A 15,523-nucleotide genomic window follows, 5' to 3' on the forward strand; every position below is an offset into this window, starting at 1 on the left:
GGCTGCGGCTGACACGGTCGGAACCGGTGCTGCCACCGGCAGGTCACCCCCCACTCGTCCCACCCGAGAGGGCGCCCGTTCGGCATGCGGGCGCCCTCTCGCGTGACGGAGAACAGGAGCCTCCTCATTGGAGAAGCCGGACATCCTCACCGACCTGGACGTCGCCAGTACGACCAGGTCCGTGATGAAGAAACTGCCCGAGGTCACCCTGGCCTTCTGGATCATGAAGATCGCCGCGACCACCCTCGGCGAGACGGCCGGCGACCTCTTCGCCCAGACGCTGAAACTCGGCTACTTCCTCACCACCATCGCCCTGTTCCTGCTCTTCGTGGCGACCCTGGTCGTCCAGCTCAGGTCGCGTCGCTACCACCCGTTCCTCTACTGGACCGTCATCCTGTCCACCAGCATGGCCGGCACCACCATGTCCGACTTCATGAACCGGGACGCCGGTGCCAAGTACCTCTCCGGCGGCGCCACTTCGCTCGGCTGGGGACCGCAGGGCCTGGGGCTCGGCTACCCCGTCGGCGCCGCCATCCTGATCTCGATCCTGATCGCCGTCTTCGCCCTCTGGAAGCTGACCGGCATGACGTTCGTCATCCGCGACATCGTCAGCTTCCGCGGCGAGGCCCTCTTCTGGACGGCGATCCTCGTCTCCAACACGCTCGGCACCTCCATGGGCGACTTCCTCTCCGACAGTTCGGGACTCGGGTACGCCGGAGGTGCGCTGCTCATCACCGGGGCTCTGCTGGTGCTCCTGGCCCTGATGCGCGTGTCCGGTGTGCCGAACGTGCTGCTGTTCTGGTTCGCCTTCGTCCTCACCCGCCCGCTCGGCGCCACGGCCGGTGACTTCCTCACCAAGCCGGTGGCCAAGGGCGGTCTCGACCTCGGCACGGCGGGATCGTCGGCCGTGCTGCTGGCGCTCCTCGTCGGCCTGATGGGCTACGCCCAGGTGCGTGAACGCAGGACCTCGGCCCCGGCGTCGGAGCTCGAAGAGCAGCAGACGGTCAGCCCGCGGGCAGGCTGACCACGAACCGAGCCCCGGGTGTGTGCCCGGGGTCGTACGTCACCTCGCCGCCGACGGAGCGGGCCAGGCGTCGCGCGAGCGGCAGCCCCAGGCCGGCTCCGTCGTGTCCGTCGCCGGGATCGGCCCGGCGGCCGGGCTGGAAGAGCTGCGGCGCGAACGACTCGGGTACGCCGGGGCCGTCGTCCGTGAGCGCGATGTGTACGCCACCGGGCGCAGCGTGGGCGCGGACGGTGACGTGCGAGCGCGCGTACCGGCAGGCGTTGGCGAGGAGCGGGCTGACGATGCGCTCCAGGAGAGCGGGCTGGACACCGGCCTCCAGGTCTCCCTCCTCTTCCTCGCTGCCGCTGCCCGTGCTGCTGCCGGTGACGAGGACGGTCACGGCCAAGTGGCCCTGTTCGTCGAGGCTTTCGGTGAGGCGGCGCAGCACGGGCCGGACTTCGGCGGTGCCGGGGACCGCGGGCGCGCCGCCGCGGGCGTCGTCGAGGAGGGTGTCGCAGATGGTGCGCATGGACTCCGCGGCATCGGCGATGACGGTGTGGGCTGCCCGCGTCTCGGCGGCGGAGCGGGGGCGGGCCTGCCACCAGTCGAGTTCGGCGATGATGCGGCTGAGCGGGGTGCGCAGCTCGTGCGACAGCTCCCCGGTCAGCTGCCGCTCATGGCGCAGTACCGCGCGAATACGGTCGAGGAGCGCGTCCAACGACGTACCGAGGCGGGCGAGTTCGGCCGGGCGGGCGACGGCGGCGAAGCGCTCCTCGGAAGCCACGGCGCTCCACCGGGTGGCCTGGTCGGTCATGGTGCCCACGGGCCGCAGCGCGCGGCCGACCGCCAGGCGGGTGAGCGCGTAGGTGCAGGCGAGCATCAGCACGTCCAGGACGCATGACCCGAGCAGCAGGGTGTCGGCCGAACTCCGGTAGGGCGTCAGGTCCAGTGCTGTGACGACGGTGGCGGCGCCGGTGCGGTCGGGGACGGGCCGGGCACACATCCGCACGGGGGCGGGGTGTTCGGCGGTGACGCAGCGGCGGCCGCCGTGCTCGACGAGTTCCCTGGCGAGGTGGGTCAACGGGGCGGCGGGCGAGGGTGGTTGCTCGAGGAGCCGGGTGCCGGTGTAGATCCATACGTTCGCGTCGAGGAGGCGGTCGTTGGAGGTCTCCAGGACGCGTACGGTCGGGCCGCTGGTGTCGATGGTCGTCGCGACGGCCGCGGTGCGGGTGCGCAGTTCGTCGTCGGCCTGGTGCTGGAGGTGGCGCCCGACCACGGCGTTGAAGGCGACCGTGAGCAGCACCATCAGAAGCGCGGCGGTGGTGAGCGCCACCAGGGAGAGCCGACCGCGCAATGTGCGCGGGGTGAGCCGCGAAGTGATGGTCAGGAGCGGGGGGAAGGGGGCTGCGAGGGACGTCATGACAGGCGGTGGCCGATCCCGCGGGCGGTGCCGATGGTGAGGTCGCTGCCCGCCTCGCGCAGCCTGCGGCGCAGCCGGGTCAGGTACTGGTCGAGGGTGTTGTCGCTGACGTGGGCTCCCGCGGGCCAGGCCGCTCGGATCAGCTCGCGTCGGCGCACGATGTCCCCGGACGCTGCCATGAGTGCCGCGAGCAGGCGGAACTCCGTCGGGGTCAGGTCGACCCGGGTTCCGCTCGCCGTCAGCGTGTGCCGGACGGCGTCCAGGACCAGGTCGCCGGCCGTGGTCGCGGGGCCGGGCGCGGCGCGCTTGACCGCCGCGCGCAGCCGGGCGGCGAGTTCGGCGAGGTGGAACGGCTTGGGCAGGTAGTCGTCACCGCCCGCGGAGAACCCGGACAGGCGGTCGGTCAGACCGTGATGGGCGGTCAGGAAGATGACGGGAGAGAGGAATCCGTTGGCACGCATCGCCTGGCAGACGTCCCGCCCGTCCGCGTCGGGCAGCCCGATGTCGAGCACGGCGGCGGAGACCTCGTCGGTGGCGAGCCGCAGTGCGGTGGCACCGTCCGGAGCGGGCAGCGTGTCGAATCCCTCTTCGCGCAGCCCGCGCCGCACGACGTCACGCAGGGTGTGATCGTCCTCGACGACCAGGATCTTGTGGCGCATGGTCCTCCAACGGCGCGGTGGCCGTGCTTGTGGTTGCGGCGATGAAGCGGTCGGGCAGCCACGAGGCCGCGGCGCACAGGCACAGGCCCAGCCAGCCGATGCTCAGCAGCCAGCCGCCCACCACATCGGTGAACCAGTGCACCCCGAGATAGACACGGGTCAGTCCGACCAGTGCGCCCCAGCACCCGGTGACGACGGCGAGCAGGGTTCTGCCGCGCGGGGCGCGCAGGAATATCGCGAGGACGAGCAGTCCGGCGGTGAGGGCCGCCGTGGTGGCGTGCCCGGAGGGGAAGGCCCATCCGGAGGCATGGGTCCCCCAATCCGTCCGTGGCGGGCGGGGGCGGGCGACGAGTGTCATCAGCCCGTAGCGCACGGCCTGCCCGGCGGCCAGGCAGCACAGGGCGAGGGCGGCGGCGAACAGCCGGTGGCGAGCGGTGCGGCCCGCGACGATCCCGGCCAGTACGGCGAGCGCGTACGGAATGACGCCCGTTCCGGTGGCGGTGAGGCCGCGGGCCGCCGCCAGTGCCATGACGGAGCGGTGGGCGACGGACCAGTCCAGCAGGTCCTCGTCGGCGAACAGCGGGGCGCCGTCGCGGCCGATCACGACCATCGTGAGGACGGTGAGGGCCGCCAGGGCTCCCAGGCCGACGCTTCCGGCGAGGTCCGCGATGTCGCCGCGCCGGGGGCTGCCGCGCTTCATGAGGCCAACAGCAGGGGACGCAGGGGGGTGGCGGTGATCCGCCGGACCAGCGCGTCGGGGAAGCGGCGCGGCAGCTGCATGCCGAACATCGCCACCACGGCGCCGACGAGCACACCGGCCGCGATGTCGTGGGGGTAGTGGGCGCCGACCCAGACCCGGGAGACCGCCATGACGCAGGCGGCGACGGTGGCGATCGTGCCGAGCCGGCGGGAGACGAACAGCAGGGCCACCGCGGCCGCGACGGCGATGGCCGCGTGATTGCTGGGGAAGGACCAGTCGCCCGGCGCCGGACACGCCTCCAGCGTTCTGATGTGCAGGCTCCGGCAGGGCCTCTCCTCGCGAACCACCTGCTTCAGCAGGGCGTCCACGCCGTAGGCCAGGACCACGATCACCGGCACGGCCAGCGCCTGCGCGGCCGCCACGGTGCCGACCCGGCGGGCCCGCCACCAGCCGACGACCATGAGTGCGGCGAACACCACGAGCCCGTACGTCGACCAGGCCGAGAGGCCGTCGTCCAGCCATGCGGGCGAGCTGCGGGCCAGGTCCACCACGTCGACGTAGAGGGAGCCGTCGATCGAGGCCCCGGTGAGGGCGAGCATCATCCGCGTGCCTCCTCGGCGCGCGGCTTCGTCGCCCGCCGTGAGCGGGACACCTCGGGGGCCAGGAGTGAAGGGGCGTCCGACACGTTGACTGCGAGCTGCGACGATGGGTACGTGGGTGTGGTCATCGTCGCGAGCTCCTTCGTCCGGAACCAGCGGACGCGACGAAGCGGCGCCCGACTGGTGACTACAATTCTGTAGACGGTCTACTGGACTGTAGACGATAGCGGGGTGAGGAACGTTCCCATGACCGACGAGAAGGACGAACGACGACCGTCCGGTGAGCTCGAAGCCGCCGTCATGGCCGCCCTCTGGGCCGCCGGCGCGCCCCTCACACCCGGCCGCGTGCAGCTGGAACTCGCCTCCGGCCTGGCCCGTACGACCGTGACGACGATCCTCTCCCGGCTGCACGAGAAGGGCGTCGTCGGCCGCGAGCGGCAGGGGCGCGGCTACGCCTACTTCCCGGTCCAGGACGCCGCCGGTCTCACCGCCCGGCGCATGCACACCGAACTCGACCGGTACACCGACCGCGAAACCGTGCTGGCCCGCTTCGTCGCCCAGCTCAGCCCTGATGACGAGCAGCTGCTGCGCCAGCTGCTGGAGGCCGACGAGACGTGATCCTCCTGCTGCTCGTTCCCCTGCTGGTGCCCTTCGCGGCACCGCCGCTGGCGCGCCGCGCCCTCGACCGCCTGGACCCCGTCGCCGCGCTGTGGACGCTGACCGCCGTCGCCCTCGTGCTGGCGAGCGCGTGCGCGGCGGCCCTCGGTGTCCTGGTGCTGACCGGGCTGCTCAAGATCCCCGCCTTCGCGGCGCTCGGCGAACTCGTGCACCCCCTGCGTACTCCCTCGGACGCCGTCGTCGTCCCCGCGGCCACCGTGGCCGCCGGGGTGCTCACCCTCGGCGTCTGGACGCTCGTTCGCTCGGCCCTGTGGCAGTTCGGCGCCTTCCGGACCGCTCGCACCGAGGCGGGCCGCCGCCCGGCTGCGGGCGACCTGTGCGTCATCGACTCGCCGCACCCCGACGCGTACGCCCTGCCGGGCCGCCCGCACCGCATCGTCGTGACCACCGCGATGCTGCGCAGCCTCGACGCCGCCGAACGCGAGGCCCTCTTCGCCCATGAACGCGCCCACAACCGGGGTGGCCATCACTACTTCCTCGCCGCCGCCGAACTCGCCGCGCAGTGTCACCCCGCGCTGCGCGCGACCCGCGCCGCCATTCGCCTCGCCGCGGAACGAGCAGCCGACGAGGCCGCAGCCGATGCCGTCGGCGACCGGCGGCTGATCGCCCGGGCCATCGCCCGCGCCGCCCTCGCCGGCCAGGCCTCCCGCGCCACCCGGCCGGCCTTCGCCCCGGCGGCGACGACCGGCCCCGTCCCGCAGCGGGTCGCCGCTCTCCTCGCGTCGCCGGGCGGCCGCCCGCGCGCCACGCGCCGTATCGCTCTGCTCCTCACCGCCTGCGCGGTCCTGTCCGCGACCGCCGCGACCGCCGACGTGCTCACCGTCCATCACGAGGTCGAGGTCGCCCAGGGCGAGGAGAGTCGCTGATCCGGTCCGGTCCGACGGCTGCGACGACCCGGTGCGCGGGAATGGCCCGAAGAGGCCCCTGCGCGTGCACGGGGGACCCTCACCGTGCGTCAACACCGGTTCCAGGGGCAGGCGTTCCGCGTGCGTGACCGCTGTGCCGTACGACCGTCCCCGGACCCGCGCGATCGCTCGCGGCGCCGTTTCCTGCCCGGCGGCACCTCATCCGCGATCACGACACGTTGGATGTCGAGATGTCTCTTCCGGTTCACCAGCACCCGGCGGCCGGTGTGCTGCTCACGCTGGCCGACGCACGCTTGCGAGGGGAAGGTGAGGAAACCTTCCTCAGCCGTCTGGCCCGGGACGCCGCCCGGGTGCCCGGCGTGGACGCGGCCGGCTGCCACCTCACCGGCACCGACAGCCGGCCGCGCAGTCAAGGGGCGTCCAATGACGCTGCCGGTCAACTGGAGCGCGCACAAATGGAGTTGCGAGAGGGGCCGTGCATCGAGACCGCTCGCTCCAGCACACCCCTGACCAACGTGCCGATGCTCCACGCGCACAGCCGAACCCGCTGGCCGCGCTTCACCCGCCGCGCCCTGGACGCGGGGTTCACCGCCGTCACCGCCCTGCCGCTGCGCTCGCACGACCGTCTTCTGGGCACCTTGAACCTCTACCACCAGCACGGCGCGCTGCACCGGGACGACGTGCGCTGGTGCCAGCTCCTGGCCGCCGCCGCGGCGCTCGGCCTGGCCCACCACGACCTCCTGCACGAAGCCCGGCGCCGCGGCGAGCAGTTGCAGGGCGCCCTGGACAGCAGGGTTGTCATCGAACAGGCCAAGGGGATCCTGGCCGAACGCCTCGACTGCCCTGTCCAGGACGCCTTCGCCCTGCTGCGCCGCCACGCCCGCAGCAACCGGATGAAACTCACCGACCTGTCCGCCCAGATCATCGGCGGCCCGGCCGACGCCGGACCGTTCCCGCGTCCCTCCGTCGTGGCCGACCGCGGGTCACGCGTCGGTCTTCCGCGACTGCCGCACTGGTACTGACGCTCCGCGCGGTCAGTGGCCGGCGGCTCGGGAAGCCGGCGCGGACTGGCCCGGCGGGGGAGTGGGGCCCGCGGTGCGGGCCGGGTCCGGGCGGGAGGTTTCCGCCGACCCGGGGTCGGGTGCGAACCAGGCCCTGCCGATCAGCATGGCGGCCAGGAAGATCACCGCTGCGGCGACGGCGATCGTCAGCCTCGGCCGACGGGCCGCGAAGCCGCGCACGCCCCTGCGCGCCCGGGGGCTCCGGCGCGTGTGGCCGGTCCGCACGGGGGCGGACGGCAGCGCGTACGTGGTCGGGGGCCCCGTTTCGCCCGGTGCGCGCCGCCGACCGGGCGCGGAGCCCGGCGTCGGTCCGGTCGGGCGAACCGGCCGCGGAGCGGGGGCCGGCGTCGCCGCGGGAAGGGGTTCGGGGCGGCCCTGCCAGGCGCCGACGGCGAACCAGTCGGCCACCTGCCGGGAACCGGGCCGGTCCGTGGGCTCCTTGGCGAGCAGGCCGAGCAGGTAGTTCTCGAAGGCGGGCGGTAGATGTGTGCCGAGTTCGCGCGGTGGCACGGGCGTGGCATCGAGATGCTGATGCAGGATCACCAGGGCGGTGTCGGCCTGGAACGGGGGACGCCCGGTGAGGAGTTGGTAGAGCACACAGCCCAGCGAGTACACGTCGGAGGCGGGTGAAGCGGGCTTGCCCAGAGCGCGCTCGGGCGCGAGGTACAGGCTGGTGCCGACGATCTGCCCGGTGGCCGTGAGCGCACCGGCGGGGTCGTCGAGGAAACGGGCGATGCCGAAGTCCCCGATCTTGAGGGCGCCGTCGGCGTCCAGAAGGAGATTGCCCGGTTTGATGTCCCGGTGCACGATGCCCTGCCGGTGGGCGGCGGCGAGCCCGGCCGCGGCCTCGGCGGCGATCCGGGCGACCTGCTCGACGGGCAGCGGACCCCCGGCCTTCAGATGCTGCGCCAGGCTGTCGCCCTCGATCAACTCCATCACCAGGAACAACCGGTTCTCGTACGAGCCGAAGTCCAGGACGCCGATGACATGCGGATGGTTCAGGTGTCCCGCGGTCTGGGCCTCCAGGCGGAACCGGGATTCGGCGGTGGGATCGGAGTCCTGCCCGAGCAGGAGCTTGACGGCCACCGGCCGGCCCAGCATTTCGTCGTACGCCTGCCAGACCTCGCCCATGGCGCCGCGTCCGATGGGGGTCTGCAGCCGGTACCGGCCCGCTATCAGCACCTGTGATTCATCCTCATGCCACTCATGCCACAAGACGACTTGACCGCCGCAGGCCGTAACTCACCACGTGAGCAAGGGTGATGGTGGGGGGTGCCGCAGCGCGCCCAGCCTACCCGGCGGCGGACATGCCGCAGGCCACGGTCGTGCGATAGCGGCAGGGCCCCGAGTACGTCTTTCGCGAACGCGCGGAAGCCCGGCAGGATGCCCTTCAATGGTCACTCACCAGGTCGTTGGGCGACGGCCGTCAGAAGGGAACCGGCATGACGCGGAAACAGGCGCTGGTGGTGCGAGGCGGATGGGAAGGCCATGAGCCGGTCAAGGCAACGGAGTTGTTCCTCCCCTTCCTCGAACGCAGCGGATACGACGTGCGGGTCGAGGAGTCGACCGAGGTCTACGCAGACGTCGCCGCGATGGCCCGTACCGACCTCGTCGTGCAGTGCATCAGCATGGCGGAGATCGCCGCCGAGGAACTGGCGGGCCTCGGCACGGCGGTCGTCGCCGGCACCGGATTCACCGGCTGGCACGGCGGCATCGCCGACTCCTTCCGCGCCTCGTCCGACTATCTCCACCTGGTGGGCGGCCAGTTCGCGACGCACCCGGGCAAGGAACCCTGCGAACGCCACGGCGGCCCCGAGGACAATTATCTGCCGCATACGGTGAACATCACGGAGCTCGGCCGCGAACACCCCATCACCGCGGGCATCGAGGACTTCGAACTGGACACCGAGCAGTACTGGGTGCTCCATGACGACCTCATCGACGTACTGGCCACCACCACCCACCCGACCCGTCCGTGGCAGCCCTGGCAGCGGCCGGTCACCTCACCGGCGATCTGGACCCGCCGGTGGGGCGCCGGCCGGATCGTCGTGACCACCCCCGGCCACAGCCTCGACGTGCTCGAAAACCCCCACGTCCGCACCGTCATCGAGAGGGGCATGCTGTGGGCGACGCGCACCGCATCGGAATCGTAGGACTCGGCGTCATCTCCCGCGCGTACCTGGACACGCTCGCGGAGCATCCCGCGGTGCGCATCACCGCGGTCGCCGACCTGGACGCCACCCGGTCGGCCGCCGTCGCCGCCGAGATCCCCGGCGCGCAGGCACTGGGCGTCGAGCGCCTGCTCGGCAGTCCGGACGTCGACACGGTGCTCAACCTCACCACCCCCGCCGCCCACGCGGAGATCGCACTCGGGGCGATCGGCCACGGCAAGAACGTCTACGCCGAGAAGCCGCTCGCCGCGGCCTTCCCCGACGCCCGCTCCGTCATCGACGCCGCCGCGGCGGCCCAGGTGGGTGTGGGATGCGCGCCCGACACGGTCCTGGGCACCGGAACGCAGACGGCGCGCGCGGCCGTCGACGCGGGGCGCATCGGACGCCCGCTGTCCGCCTCGGCCGTCATGGTCACCCCGGGCCACGAGCGCTGGCATCCCCACCCGGACTTCTACTACACGGCCGGCGGCGGCCCGCTGCTGGACATGGGGCCGTACTACATCGCGGCGCTCGTCCACCTCCTGGGACCGGTCCGCGCGGTGATCGGCGCCGCCAGCCGGCTGCGCACCGAGCGGGTCATCGGCTCCGGCCCGCGCAGCGGCGAACGGATCCCGGTCGAGGTGGACAGCCACGTGACCGGCGTACTCGAGCACGCGGGCGGCGCCCTGTCGACCCTCACCACCAGCTTCGACGGCGTGGCCACCACGGCCGCGCCCATCGAGGTCCACGGCGAGACCGGAACGCTCGCGGTCCCCGACCCGAACGGATTCGACGGCGCGGTACGGCTCTTCGAACTCGGCGGCACCGAATGGCGCACCCTCGAACCGTCGGCGGGTTACGTCGACGGCGCCCGCGGCGTCGGACTGCTCGACTTCGTCGCGGCCGACGCGCGCCGAGTCCCCCGGGCCGGCGGCGAGTTCGCCCTGCACGTGCTCGAAACGATGAGCGCCGTCCTGCGCTCGGCGGCCGAGGGCCGGCGAATCGATCTGACGACGACGGCTCAGCGCCCGGCACCGGTGCCGCTCACCGCCGTCGAGGAATGGAAAGGGCGCGGGGTGTCCCTCTGACTTGTCCGCCCCAGGGACGAACTCCCGGCAGAGCCGGGGCTTCTGGTGGCCAACGGCCCGATCGAGGAAATCGTTTTAGGTGCGATGGCGGTATGCTTGCCACGCCCATGAGGGCCACTGTCGTAGTTGGTTGCACTGCTGTCCTGGCGAGGGGGTGGACGCCATTTCGGCACGCCCCGCCCGTATTCAGGACGTCGCGGCCGCCGCCGGCGTCTCGGTGTCCACGGTGTCAAACGTGCTCAACCGGCCCGAGCGCGTCAACGCGCAGACCGCGGAGCGTGTCCGCGCCGCGGTCGCCGTGCTCGACTACGTGCCCCACCCGGGAGCCGCCGGCCTGCGCACCGGGCACTCGTCCTCGATCGGGCTGGTGCTGCCCGATGTGGCCAACTCGTTCTACTCGCGCATCGCACGGGGCGCCGCGGACGCGGCCTACGACCACGGTTATTCCCTCGTGCTCTGTCACAGCGGGGACGCGCCGGAGCGGGAGCAGGGCTACTTCACCATGCTCGTCGAGCAGCGGGCCGTCGGGGTGGTGGTCGTTCCGCTGAGCGCCGACCCGGGCCGGCTGACCCGGCTGCGCGACCGTGGCATCCCGCTCGTCCTGGCCGACCGCGCGATGCCGGACCAGGAAGGCTGCTCCGCCTCCGTCGACGACATCGCAGGCGGCCGCATCGCCGTGCAGCACCTCCTGGACCGCGGGGCGCGCGACATCCTCGTCGTCAACGGGGAGCGCGGGATACGCCAGTGCGCCGACCGCTACCAGGGCGCCCGGCAGGCCGTGCGCAGTCGGCGCGAGGCGCGGCTGGACCAGGTCGTCGCCGAGGAGATGACGGTGGCGTACGGCGCGAAGATCGCCGACCAGCTCGAAAACCTGCCCGACGGGGTCTTCTGCACCAACGACTTCCTCGCCGCGGGGGTGTGCCGCGGACTGACCGAGCGAGGCGTGCGCATTCCCGAGGACGTCCAGGTGGTCGGCTACGGCGACCTCGACATCGCCGGCTTCGGGGCGACGACCCTGACGACGGTCCGGCAGCCGGTCGAGGACCTCGGCCGGGCGGCCGTCGAGATGCTGCTCGACGAGATCGAGGCGCGCGCGGAACACGACCACGAAACCCGGGTCTTCGCACCCGGCCTCGTCCTGCGGCACTCCACCCGGCCGCCGTCCGACACCTGAACCCCGTCAGCTCCGCGCAATCCGCAGCGTCACCGGCCCGAACAGGCCCGAAGCGAGCTGGTCCGCGAAGGCCCAGGCCGTCGGAGTGGCCTCGGCGAGGTACGGCGCGAGAGTGCCGCGGACGGTCACGTCGACCCGGACGGTGCGCCCGCCGGCGCCGCCCAGCACGAAGCGGTACGGGGCGCAGAACGCCTCGCCCACCGGCACCCCGTCCAACGCGAGCTCGACACTGCCCCGCACCCGCCCCAGGTCCAGCACCGGGTCCGGCCCCGGCGGTACCTGAAGCGCACGCGAGTAGGTCACGCCCCCGCTCCAACTGCCCAGCCCCAGCGAGCTCCAGTCTCCCAGCGCCAGCGGCGCCGCCACGGTGCGCACACGCGCCGGACCGCGCCACCCGGAGCCGCCCCGCAGGACAGCCGTGGGCACGGTGACCACCTCGACCTCCGTGGGCTCCGCCAACGGCCGGTGCAGGACGAGGACTTGGCCGTCGAGCGGGCGCAGTGCGCCGTCCCCGACCCGCACCCTCGCGGGAAGCTCCAGCGGCAGGTCGACCGACACCGTGCCCGCGGGCACGGTGAAGCGGAAGCGCTGCGGCGCCTCGTGGACGTCGTCCGTGCACCGCACGGGCAGTACGGCGCTGCCGAGCACCGGCGGACCGGTGAGCCACTCCGTGTCCGGCAACGGGTGCGGCCGAACCGCGGCGTGGCAGTGCTGCAACTCGCCCCGCCTGCCCTCGTCCTCGACAGTGCGGCCCTGCCATCCACCCGTCCCGACCTCCCAACCGGCGCCGCTGACAAGCGCGGTCACGCCGGACCCCGACCGTGCGGCGAGGTCGACGAACACGGCGTCACGGGCGCGGGCGCCGTCGGTCACGACGTCGAGCACGTGCTCGCCCGCCAGGAGCGGCAGTTCATGGCGGAAGAACGCGGGCACCCCGCCCCAGTCCGACTCGTAGTACTCGGCCTTCTCCTGCCGCGCCACGACGGCGCCGTCGAGGAGCACGGTGACCGCCGTAGCCGCGCCCACGACGAGCACCGCCCGTACACCGTCGTACGGGAGTTGGATCCGCGCGCGATACGTCACCGGGCCGTCGGCCCGCACCCCTTCGGGCAGGCGCATGAACCGCGGACGCGGTGCGCATCCGTCCGGTGCGGACAGGCAGAAGCAGCTGCCCAGCGGGGTGTCGGCGGCGGCCGAGATTGTCGAGGGCCGGCTCGCGGCGTCGGACAGCTCGTACTCGAGCACGTTGCGGGCCCGTGCCACCGTCACCCGGGCCGAGGCCAGATATCCGCCGCCGGTATCCAGCCGCTCGCCGTTCCACCACACGCGCTTGACCGCCTCCGCACCGACGTGCAGGGCGGCGGCTCCCCGGTGGCCGGTCTCCACGATCGCCCGGACCCGGACGGCCCTTCCGCTTCCCGGCACCGCGACCCGTACGAACTCCTCGTTCACCAGCCCCTTGTTGCCGAGCAGCCCACCTGGATCCGGGATCCCACGGCTCGACGAGTACACCGATACGTCCCAGCCCGCGTCCGGTGGCACGAGGGGCAGCTCGCCGCTCAGGACCCGTTCGACGGACGCCGCGTCCAACGGCTCGGGGGCCTCGGCGGAGGGCACCGGTGGCAGGACGCGGACCCGGTTGCCGTAGGTCGCCCGCGCCCGCCGCCACACCGCGTCGGGCATGTCGGTCTCGCTCCACTCCATGTCCCAGATCTGCGGCTCGTCGACGGAGGCGCCCGGGGGCAGCGCCAGGTCGCCCCAGGTGTTGTCCATCGTGGGGATCAGACGGCCCTGCCAGCCGGTCGAGACGTCGATCGCCTCCTCCCGCACCGGCTCCGGAGCCGGCGGGGTGGCCGCCGCGCTCGACGGCGGGCCTTCGCGCCAGACGACGAGGGCGGCGGGGGCGCCGTCCAGCGGCACCTCGATGGTCGAGACACCGTCGTCGGTGACGGTGACAGGGGCGGCGCCCCGGGTGCCCGTCGCGGGGTTCCAGATCTCGGCCTCGGCGACCGGGGCACGCACGGTGACGGACGAGGTGCGGGCGTAGCGCGCGGGATCGATGGCGTGCTTCCTGCGCGGCTGAGGAGAGTCGGTGCGCGGCTCGGGCGCACCGGCGTCCGGGAAGGCGCCCGTCACCAGCGCGACCGCCTCGTTCCCCGTCCTGCGGACGAGCAGCGGCACCTCGCCCGTGGCGTGTCCGGCCGCGTCGGCCACCGCCGTCGCGCCGGACTCGGCGTCGGGCGCACGTTCCAGTCGCGGATGGGCCGACAGCGCCGCAACGACGGAGTCGTCACCGGACAGTCCGGCGGCCGACGTGGGAGGGCGCCCCACGACGACGACCCTGCCACCGGCGTCGAGCAGTTCGGTCAGCCGCCGCGCCGTCTCCTCCTCCAGGACGCTCGCCGAGGGCAGCAGCACCGCGCTGTACGCCAAGTCCCGGATGCGCAGGGCCCCGTCGGCGGTCTTGGCGCGCTGCACCGAGTCGTCGTCGACCACGTCGAAGGAGACGCACTGCCGGTCCAGGGCGCCGGTCCGGGGGCGGAGCCAGTTGTTCGTGCCGCACAGGTCCAGGTAGTGACGCTGGGTCTCGTCGGCGTCGGAGTGGCCGTCGCCGAGCCGGCCCTCGCCGAAGTGGTGGAGGGGCGCGTCCAGCGGGACGAGCGACTGCATGGTCGCGGTGGGATGCAGGACCGCCACGTCGGCGTCGTAGCTTCCCCACGACATGATCGAGCAGATCCGGGACACGGCCCGGGAGAACGCCGGGTACTGCTTCCAGTAGGGCTGGCGCCAGTCGGTGGACGGCGGTGCCCACTCGAACCAGCCGCCCGCGGTGCCGAAGTAACTGGCGTGCGGGTTGTACAGGTTGGCGCCGCTGCGCAGGAACGGCAGGAGCCAGTCGTAGGTGTCCTCCAGGGTGCCGCCCCAGCCGGAGGAGTGGAACGCCTCGATCCAGACGCGCTCGTGGCCGTAGAGGTGCGCCATGGAGGAGTGGACCTTGGAGTCTCCATGGTGATCGCTGCCCGCGGCGCCGTACCAGCGGTGGGTGCGGAAGTAGTCCGTGTAGATCTGTGTCGACTGCGCCGGGTAGCCCGCGCGGGCGGGGTTGCTCTGGTCGCAGCCCAGGAGCATGCCGCGCTCGCGGTGCCAGGCGGCCAGCGGTTGGAACAGGGCTTCCTCGGTGAGCTGCGCGCGGACGGCGTAGTAGTCGGCGCGGACCTTCGCCGCCCGGTCGGTGGCGCTCGTACCGAACAGGGCCGGGAGGTGGTCGAGCAGGTCGTAACCGCGCCGGGCGCGGAACTCCTCGGGGAAGCTCGCGGTCCAGGCGTTCGTGCCCGGCAGCTCGTCCTGGAAGCTGCCCGCGATGACGTTGCCGAGGTATTCGGGTACGCGGCGGTCGTACTCGTGGTGGACGGCGTCCATCAGCAGGCCGACGGCGCCCGGGTCCAGGTAGTCGAACGCGGTGGGGACGGCGGTGACCAGCTGGACTTCGGTGCCGTCGGGGGCGGCGATCCGCGCACTGGTCGTGAAGAGCAGGCGTCGGCCCTCGGCGTCGTACGCGCCGACCAGCGTCTCGGAGTTGTGCAGGGCGATCGTGCCTCGGGAGACGGCCGCCTTGCGGGTGCGTAACGCCAGGCCCGCCGCCTCGGGGTGCCGCCGGGTGACGCCGCCCTGGACGTTGGCGCCGGAGAAGCCGATCTGGTCGTAGAACCACAGGCGCATGCCGAGCTCCGCCGCGATCTCGCAGGCATCGGTGAAGCGGGCCCACCATTCCTCGCCGAACCACGCCGGGTCGTCGGCCCGGGCGCCGAAACACGGTCCGGCCGGCGCCAGGTTGATCACCACGAGGTTGTGGACGCCGCCGTCCGCGAACGCGCGCATCTGCCATTCCAGACGCTCGCGGGTGACCTTCGCGCCCGACCACCACCACAGGGGAGCGGGGCCGAAGTCCCGGGGCGGGTCGTCGAAGAGCTGCTGCAGCGCGGAGGAGATCACGAATACGGTCCTTCCGAGTACGGCCGGGGCGCCTCGCGGATCAAAAACGTTCTATACAGCCCACGTTGTCGACCACCTGGAATGTTGGCACCGGATCCCGATGGCGGGAAGGAGGGTGTCGCGTCTTCCTGC

Annotated in this window: 14 protein-coding genes; 7 read left to right on the forward strand and 7 right to left on the reverse strand. The window is 72.7% G+C overall.

Translation table 11 applies throughout. The annotated features are described in order from the left end of the window. Positions 1-127 precede the first annotated feature (127 nt). Complete coding sequence (locus tag AB5J56_RS42555) at positions 128-1,024, forward strand: hypothetical protein (RefSeq protein WP_369241443.1); 897 nt, start codon at positions 128-130, stop codon at positions 1,022-1,024. Here the strand turns inward: AB5J56_RS42555 and AB5J56_RS42560 are convergent. From AB5J56_RS42560 to AB5J56_RS42580, 5 genes are read right to left on the reverse strand one after another with little or no spacing between them, the layout of a single operon-like run. Then, positions 1,005-2,423, reverse strand: a complete 1,419-nt coding sequence (locus AB5J56_RS42560; protein ID WP_369241445.1) for a sensor histidine kinase — start codon at positions 2,421-2,423, stop codon at positions 1,005-1,007. The genes AB5J56_RS42555 and AB5J56_RS42560 overlap by 20 nt on opposite strands. Continuing rightward, entirely contained in the window at positions 2,420-3,082 is a 663-nt protein-coding gene (locus AB5J56_RS42565) for a response regulator transcription factor (RefSeq protein ID WP_369241447.1), read from the reverse strand. Before AB5J56_RS42565 ends, AB5J56_RS42560 begins: the two co-directional genes overlap by 4 nt. Further along, on the reverse strand, positions 3,036-3,782 hold the full coding sequence (locus tag AB5J56_RS42570) for a phosphatase PAP2 family protein (RefSeq protein WP_369241449.1): 747 nt from the start codon (positions 3,780-3,782) through the stop codon (positions 3,036-3,038). The genes AB5J56_RS42565 and AB5J56_RS42570 overlap by 47 nt, the downstream gene beginning before the upstream one ends. Then, positions 3,779-4,384, reverse strand: a complete 606-nt coding sequence (locus tag AB5J56_RS42575) for a phosphatase PAP2 family protein (RefSeq protein ID WP_369241451.1) — start codon at positions 4,382-4,384, stop codon at positions 3,779-3,781. Before AB5J56_RS42575 ends, AB5J56_RS42570 begins: the two co-directional genes overlap by 4 nt. After that, a complete protein-coding gene (locus tag AB5J56_RS42580) occupies positions 4,381-4,509 on the reverse strand; it encodes a hypothetical protein (protein ID WP_369241453.1) in 129 nt (42 codons plus the stop codon). The genes AB5J56_RS42575 and AB5J56_RS42580 overlap by 4 nt, the downstream gene beginning before the upstream one ends. Positions 4,510-4,627: 118 nt before the next feature. On the opposite strand from AB5J56_RS42580, the gene AB5J56_RS42585 reads away from it, so the two are divergent. The 3 genes from AB5J56_RS42585 (at position 4,628) to AB5J56_RS42595 (ending at position 6,947) form a co-directional block, all read left to right on the forward strand. Beyond that, the gene (locus AB5J56_RS42585) at positions 4,628-4,999 is read left to right on the forward strand and encodes a BlaI/MecI/CopY family transcriptional regulator (RefSeq protein ID WP_369241455.1); all 372 of its coding nucleotides are present in this window, start codon (positions 4,628-4,630) and stop codon (positions 4,997-4,999) included. Continuing rightward, positions 4,996-5,925 carry a M48 family metalloprotease gene (locus AB5J56_RS42590; RefSeq protein ID WP_369241457.1) on the forward strand — a complete coding sequence of 310 codons (930 nt, stop codon included), beginning with the start codon at positions 4,996-4,998 and terminating at the stop codon, positions 5,923-5,925. The genes AB5J56_RS42585 and AB5J56_RS42590 overlap by 4 nt, the downstream gene beginning before the upstream one ends. A 230-nt stretch (positions 5,926-6,155) precedes the next feature. Then, complete coding sequence (locus AB5J56_RS42595) at positions 6,156-6,947, forward strand: ANTAR domain-containing response regulator (protein WP_369241459.1); 792 nt, start codon at positions 6,156-6,158, stop codon at positions 6,945-6,947. 12 nt (positions 6,948-6,959) lie between these two features. On the opposite strand, the gene AB5J56_RS42600 is transcribed toward AB5J56_RS42595, so the two are convergent. Next, entirely contained in the window at positions 6,960-8,168 is a 1,209-nt protein-coding gene (locus tag AB5J56_RS42600; protein WP_369241461.1) for a protein kinase, read from the reverse strand. 260 nt (positions 8,169-8,428) lie between these two features. On the opposite strand from AB5J56_RS42600, the gene AB5J56_RS42605 reads away from it, so the two are divergent. The 3 genes from AB5J56_RS42605 (at position 8,429) to AB5J56_RS42615 (ending at position 11,398) form a co-directional block, all read left to right on the forward strand. After that, positions 8,429-9,139 carry a ThuA domain-containing protein gene (locus AB5J56_RS42605; protein ID WP_369241463.1) on the forward strand — a complete coding sequence of 237 codons (711 nt, stop codon included), beginning with the start codon at positions 8,429-8,431 and terminating at the stop codon, positions 9,137-9,139. Further along, on the forward strand, positions 9,109-10,224 hold the full coding sequence (locus tag AB5J56_RS42610) for a Gfo/Idh/MocA family protein (protein ID WP_369241465.1): 1,116 nt from the start codon (positions 9,109-9,111) through the stop codon (positions 10,222-10,224). Before AB5J56_RS42605 ends, AB5J56_RS42610 begins: the two co-directional genes overlap by 31 nt. Positions 10,225-10,378: 154 nt before the next feature. Beyond that, entirely contained in the window at positions 10,379-11,398 is a 1,020-nt protein-coding gene (locus AB5J56_RS42615; RefSeq protein ID WP_369241467.1) for a LacI family DNA-binding transcriptional regulator, read from the forward strand. A gap of 6 nt (positions 11,399-11,404) precedes the next feature. Here AB5J56_RS42615 and AB5J56_RS42620 read toward each other — a convergent pair whose 3' ends face one another. Then, positions 11,405-15,391 (reverse strand): glycosyl hydrolase, encoded by a 3,987-nt coding sequence (locus AB5J56_RS42620; protein ID WP_369241469.1) that lies wholly within the window; start codon positions 15,389-15,391, stop codon positions 11,405-11,407. Between the last annotated feature and the right edge of the window lie 132 nt (positions 15,392-15,523).

Source organism: Streptomyces sp. R21 (assembly GCF_041051975.1).
In the GTDB taxonomy this organism is placed as follows: Bacteria; Actinomycetota; Actinomycetes; order Streptomycetales; family Streptomycetaceae; genus Streptomyces.

Excerpts from the sequence above, each read along its gene's own strand:
- AB5J56_RS42560 (WP_369241445.1), bottom strand. The coding sequence starts at position 2,423 with ATGACGTCCCTCGCAGCCCCCTTCCCCCCGCTCCTGACCATCACTTCG.
- AB5J56_RS42565 (WP_369241447.1), bottom strand. The coding sequence starts at position 3,082 with ATGCGCCACAAGATCCTGGTCGTCGAGGACGATCACACCCTGCGTGAC.
- AB5J56_RS42570 (WP_369241449.1), bottom strand. The coding sequence starts at position 3,782 with ATGAAGCGCGGCAGCCCCCGGCGCGGCGACATCGCGGACCTCGCCGGA.
- AB5J56_RS42575 (WP_369241451.1), bottom strand. The coding sequence starts at position 4,384 with ATGATGCTCGCCCTCACCGGGGCCTCGATCGACGGCTCCCTCTACGTC.
- AB5J56_RS42580 (WP_369241453.1), bottom strand. The coding sequence starts at position 4,509 with ATGACCACACCCACGTACCCATCGTCGCAGCTCGCAGTCAACGTGTCG.
- AB5J56_RS42585 (WP_369241455.1), top strand. The coding sequence starts at position 4,628 with ATGACCGACGAGAAGGACGAACGACGACCGTCCGGTGAGCTCGAAGCC.
- AB5J56_RS42595 (WP_369241459.1), top strand. The coding sequence starts at position 6,156 with ATGTCTCTTCCGGTTCACCAGCACCCGGCGGCCGGTGTGCTGCTCACG.
- AB5J56_RS42605 (WP_369241463.1), top strand. The coding sequence starts at position 8,429 with ATGACGCGGAAACAGGCGCTGGTGGTGCGAGGCGGATGGGAAGGCCAT.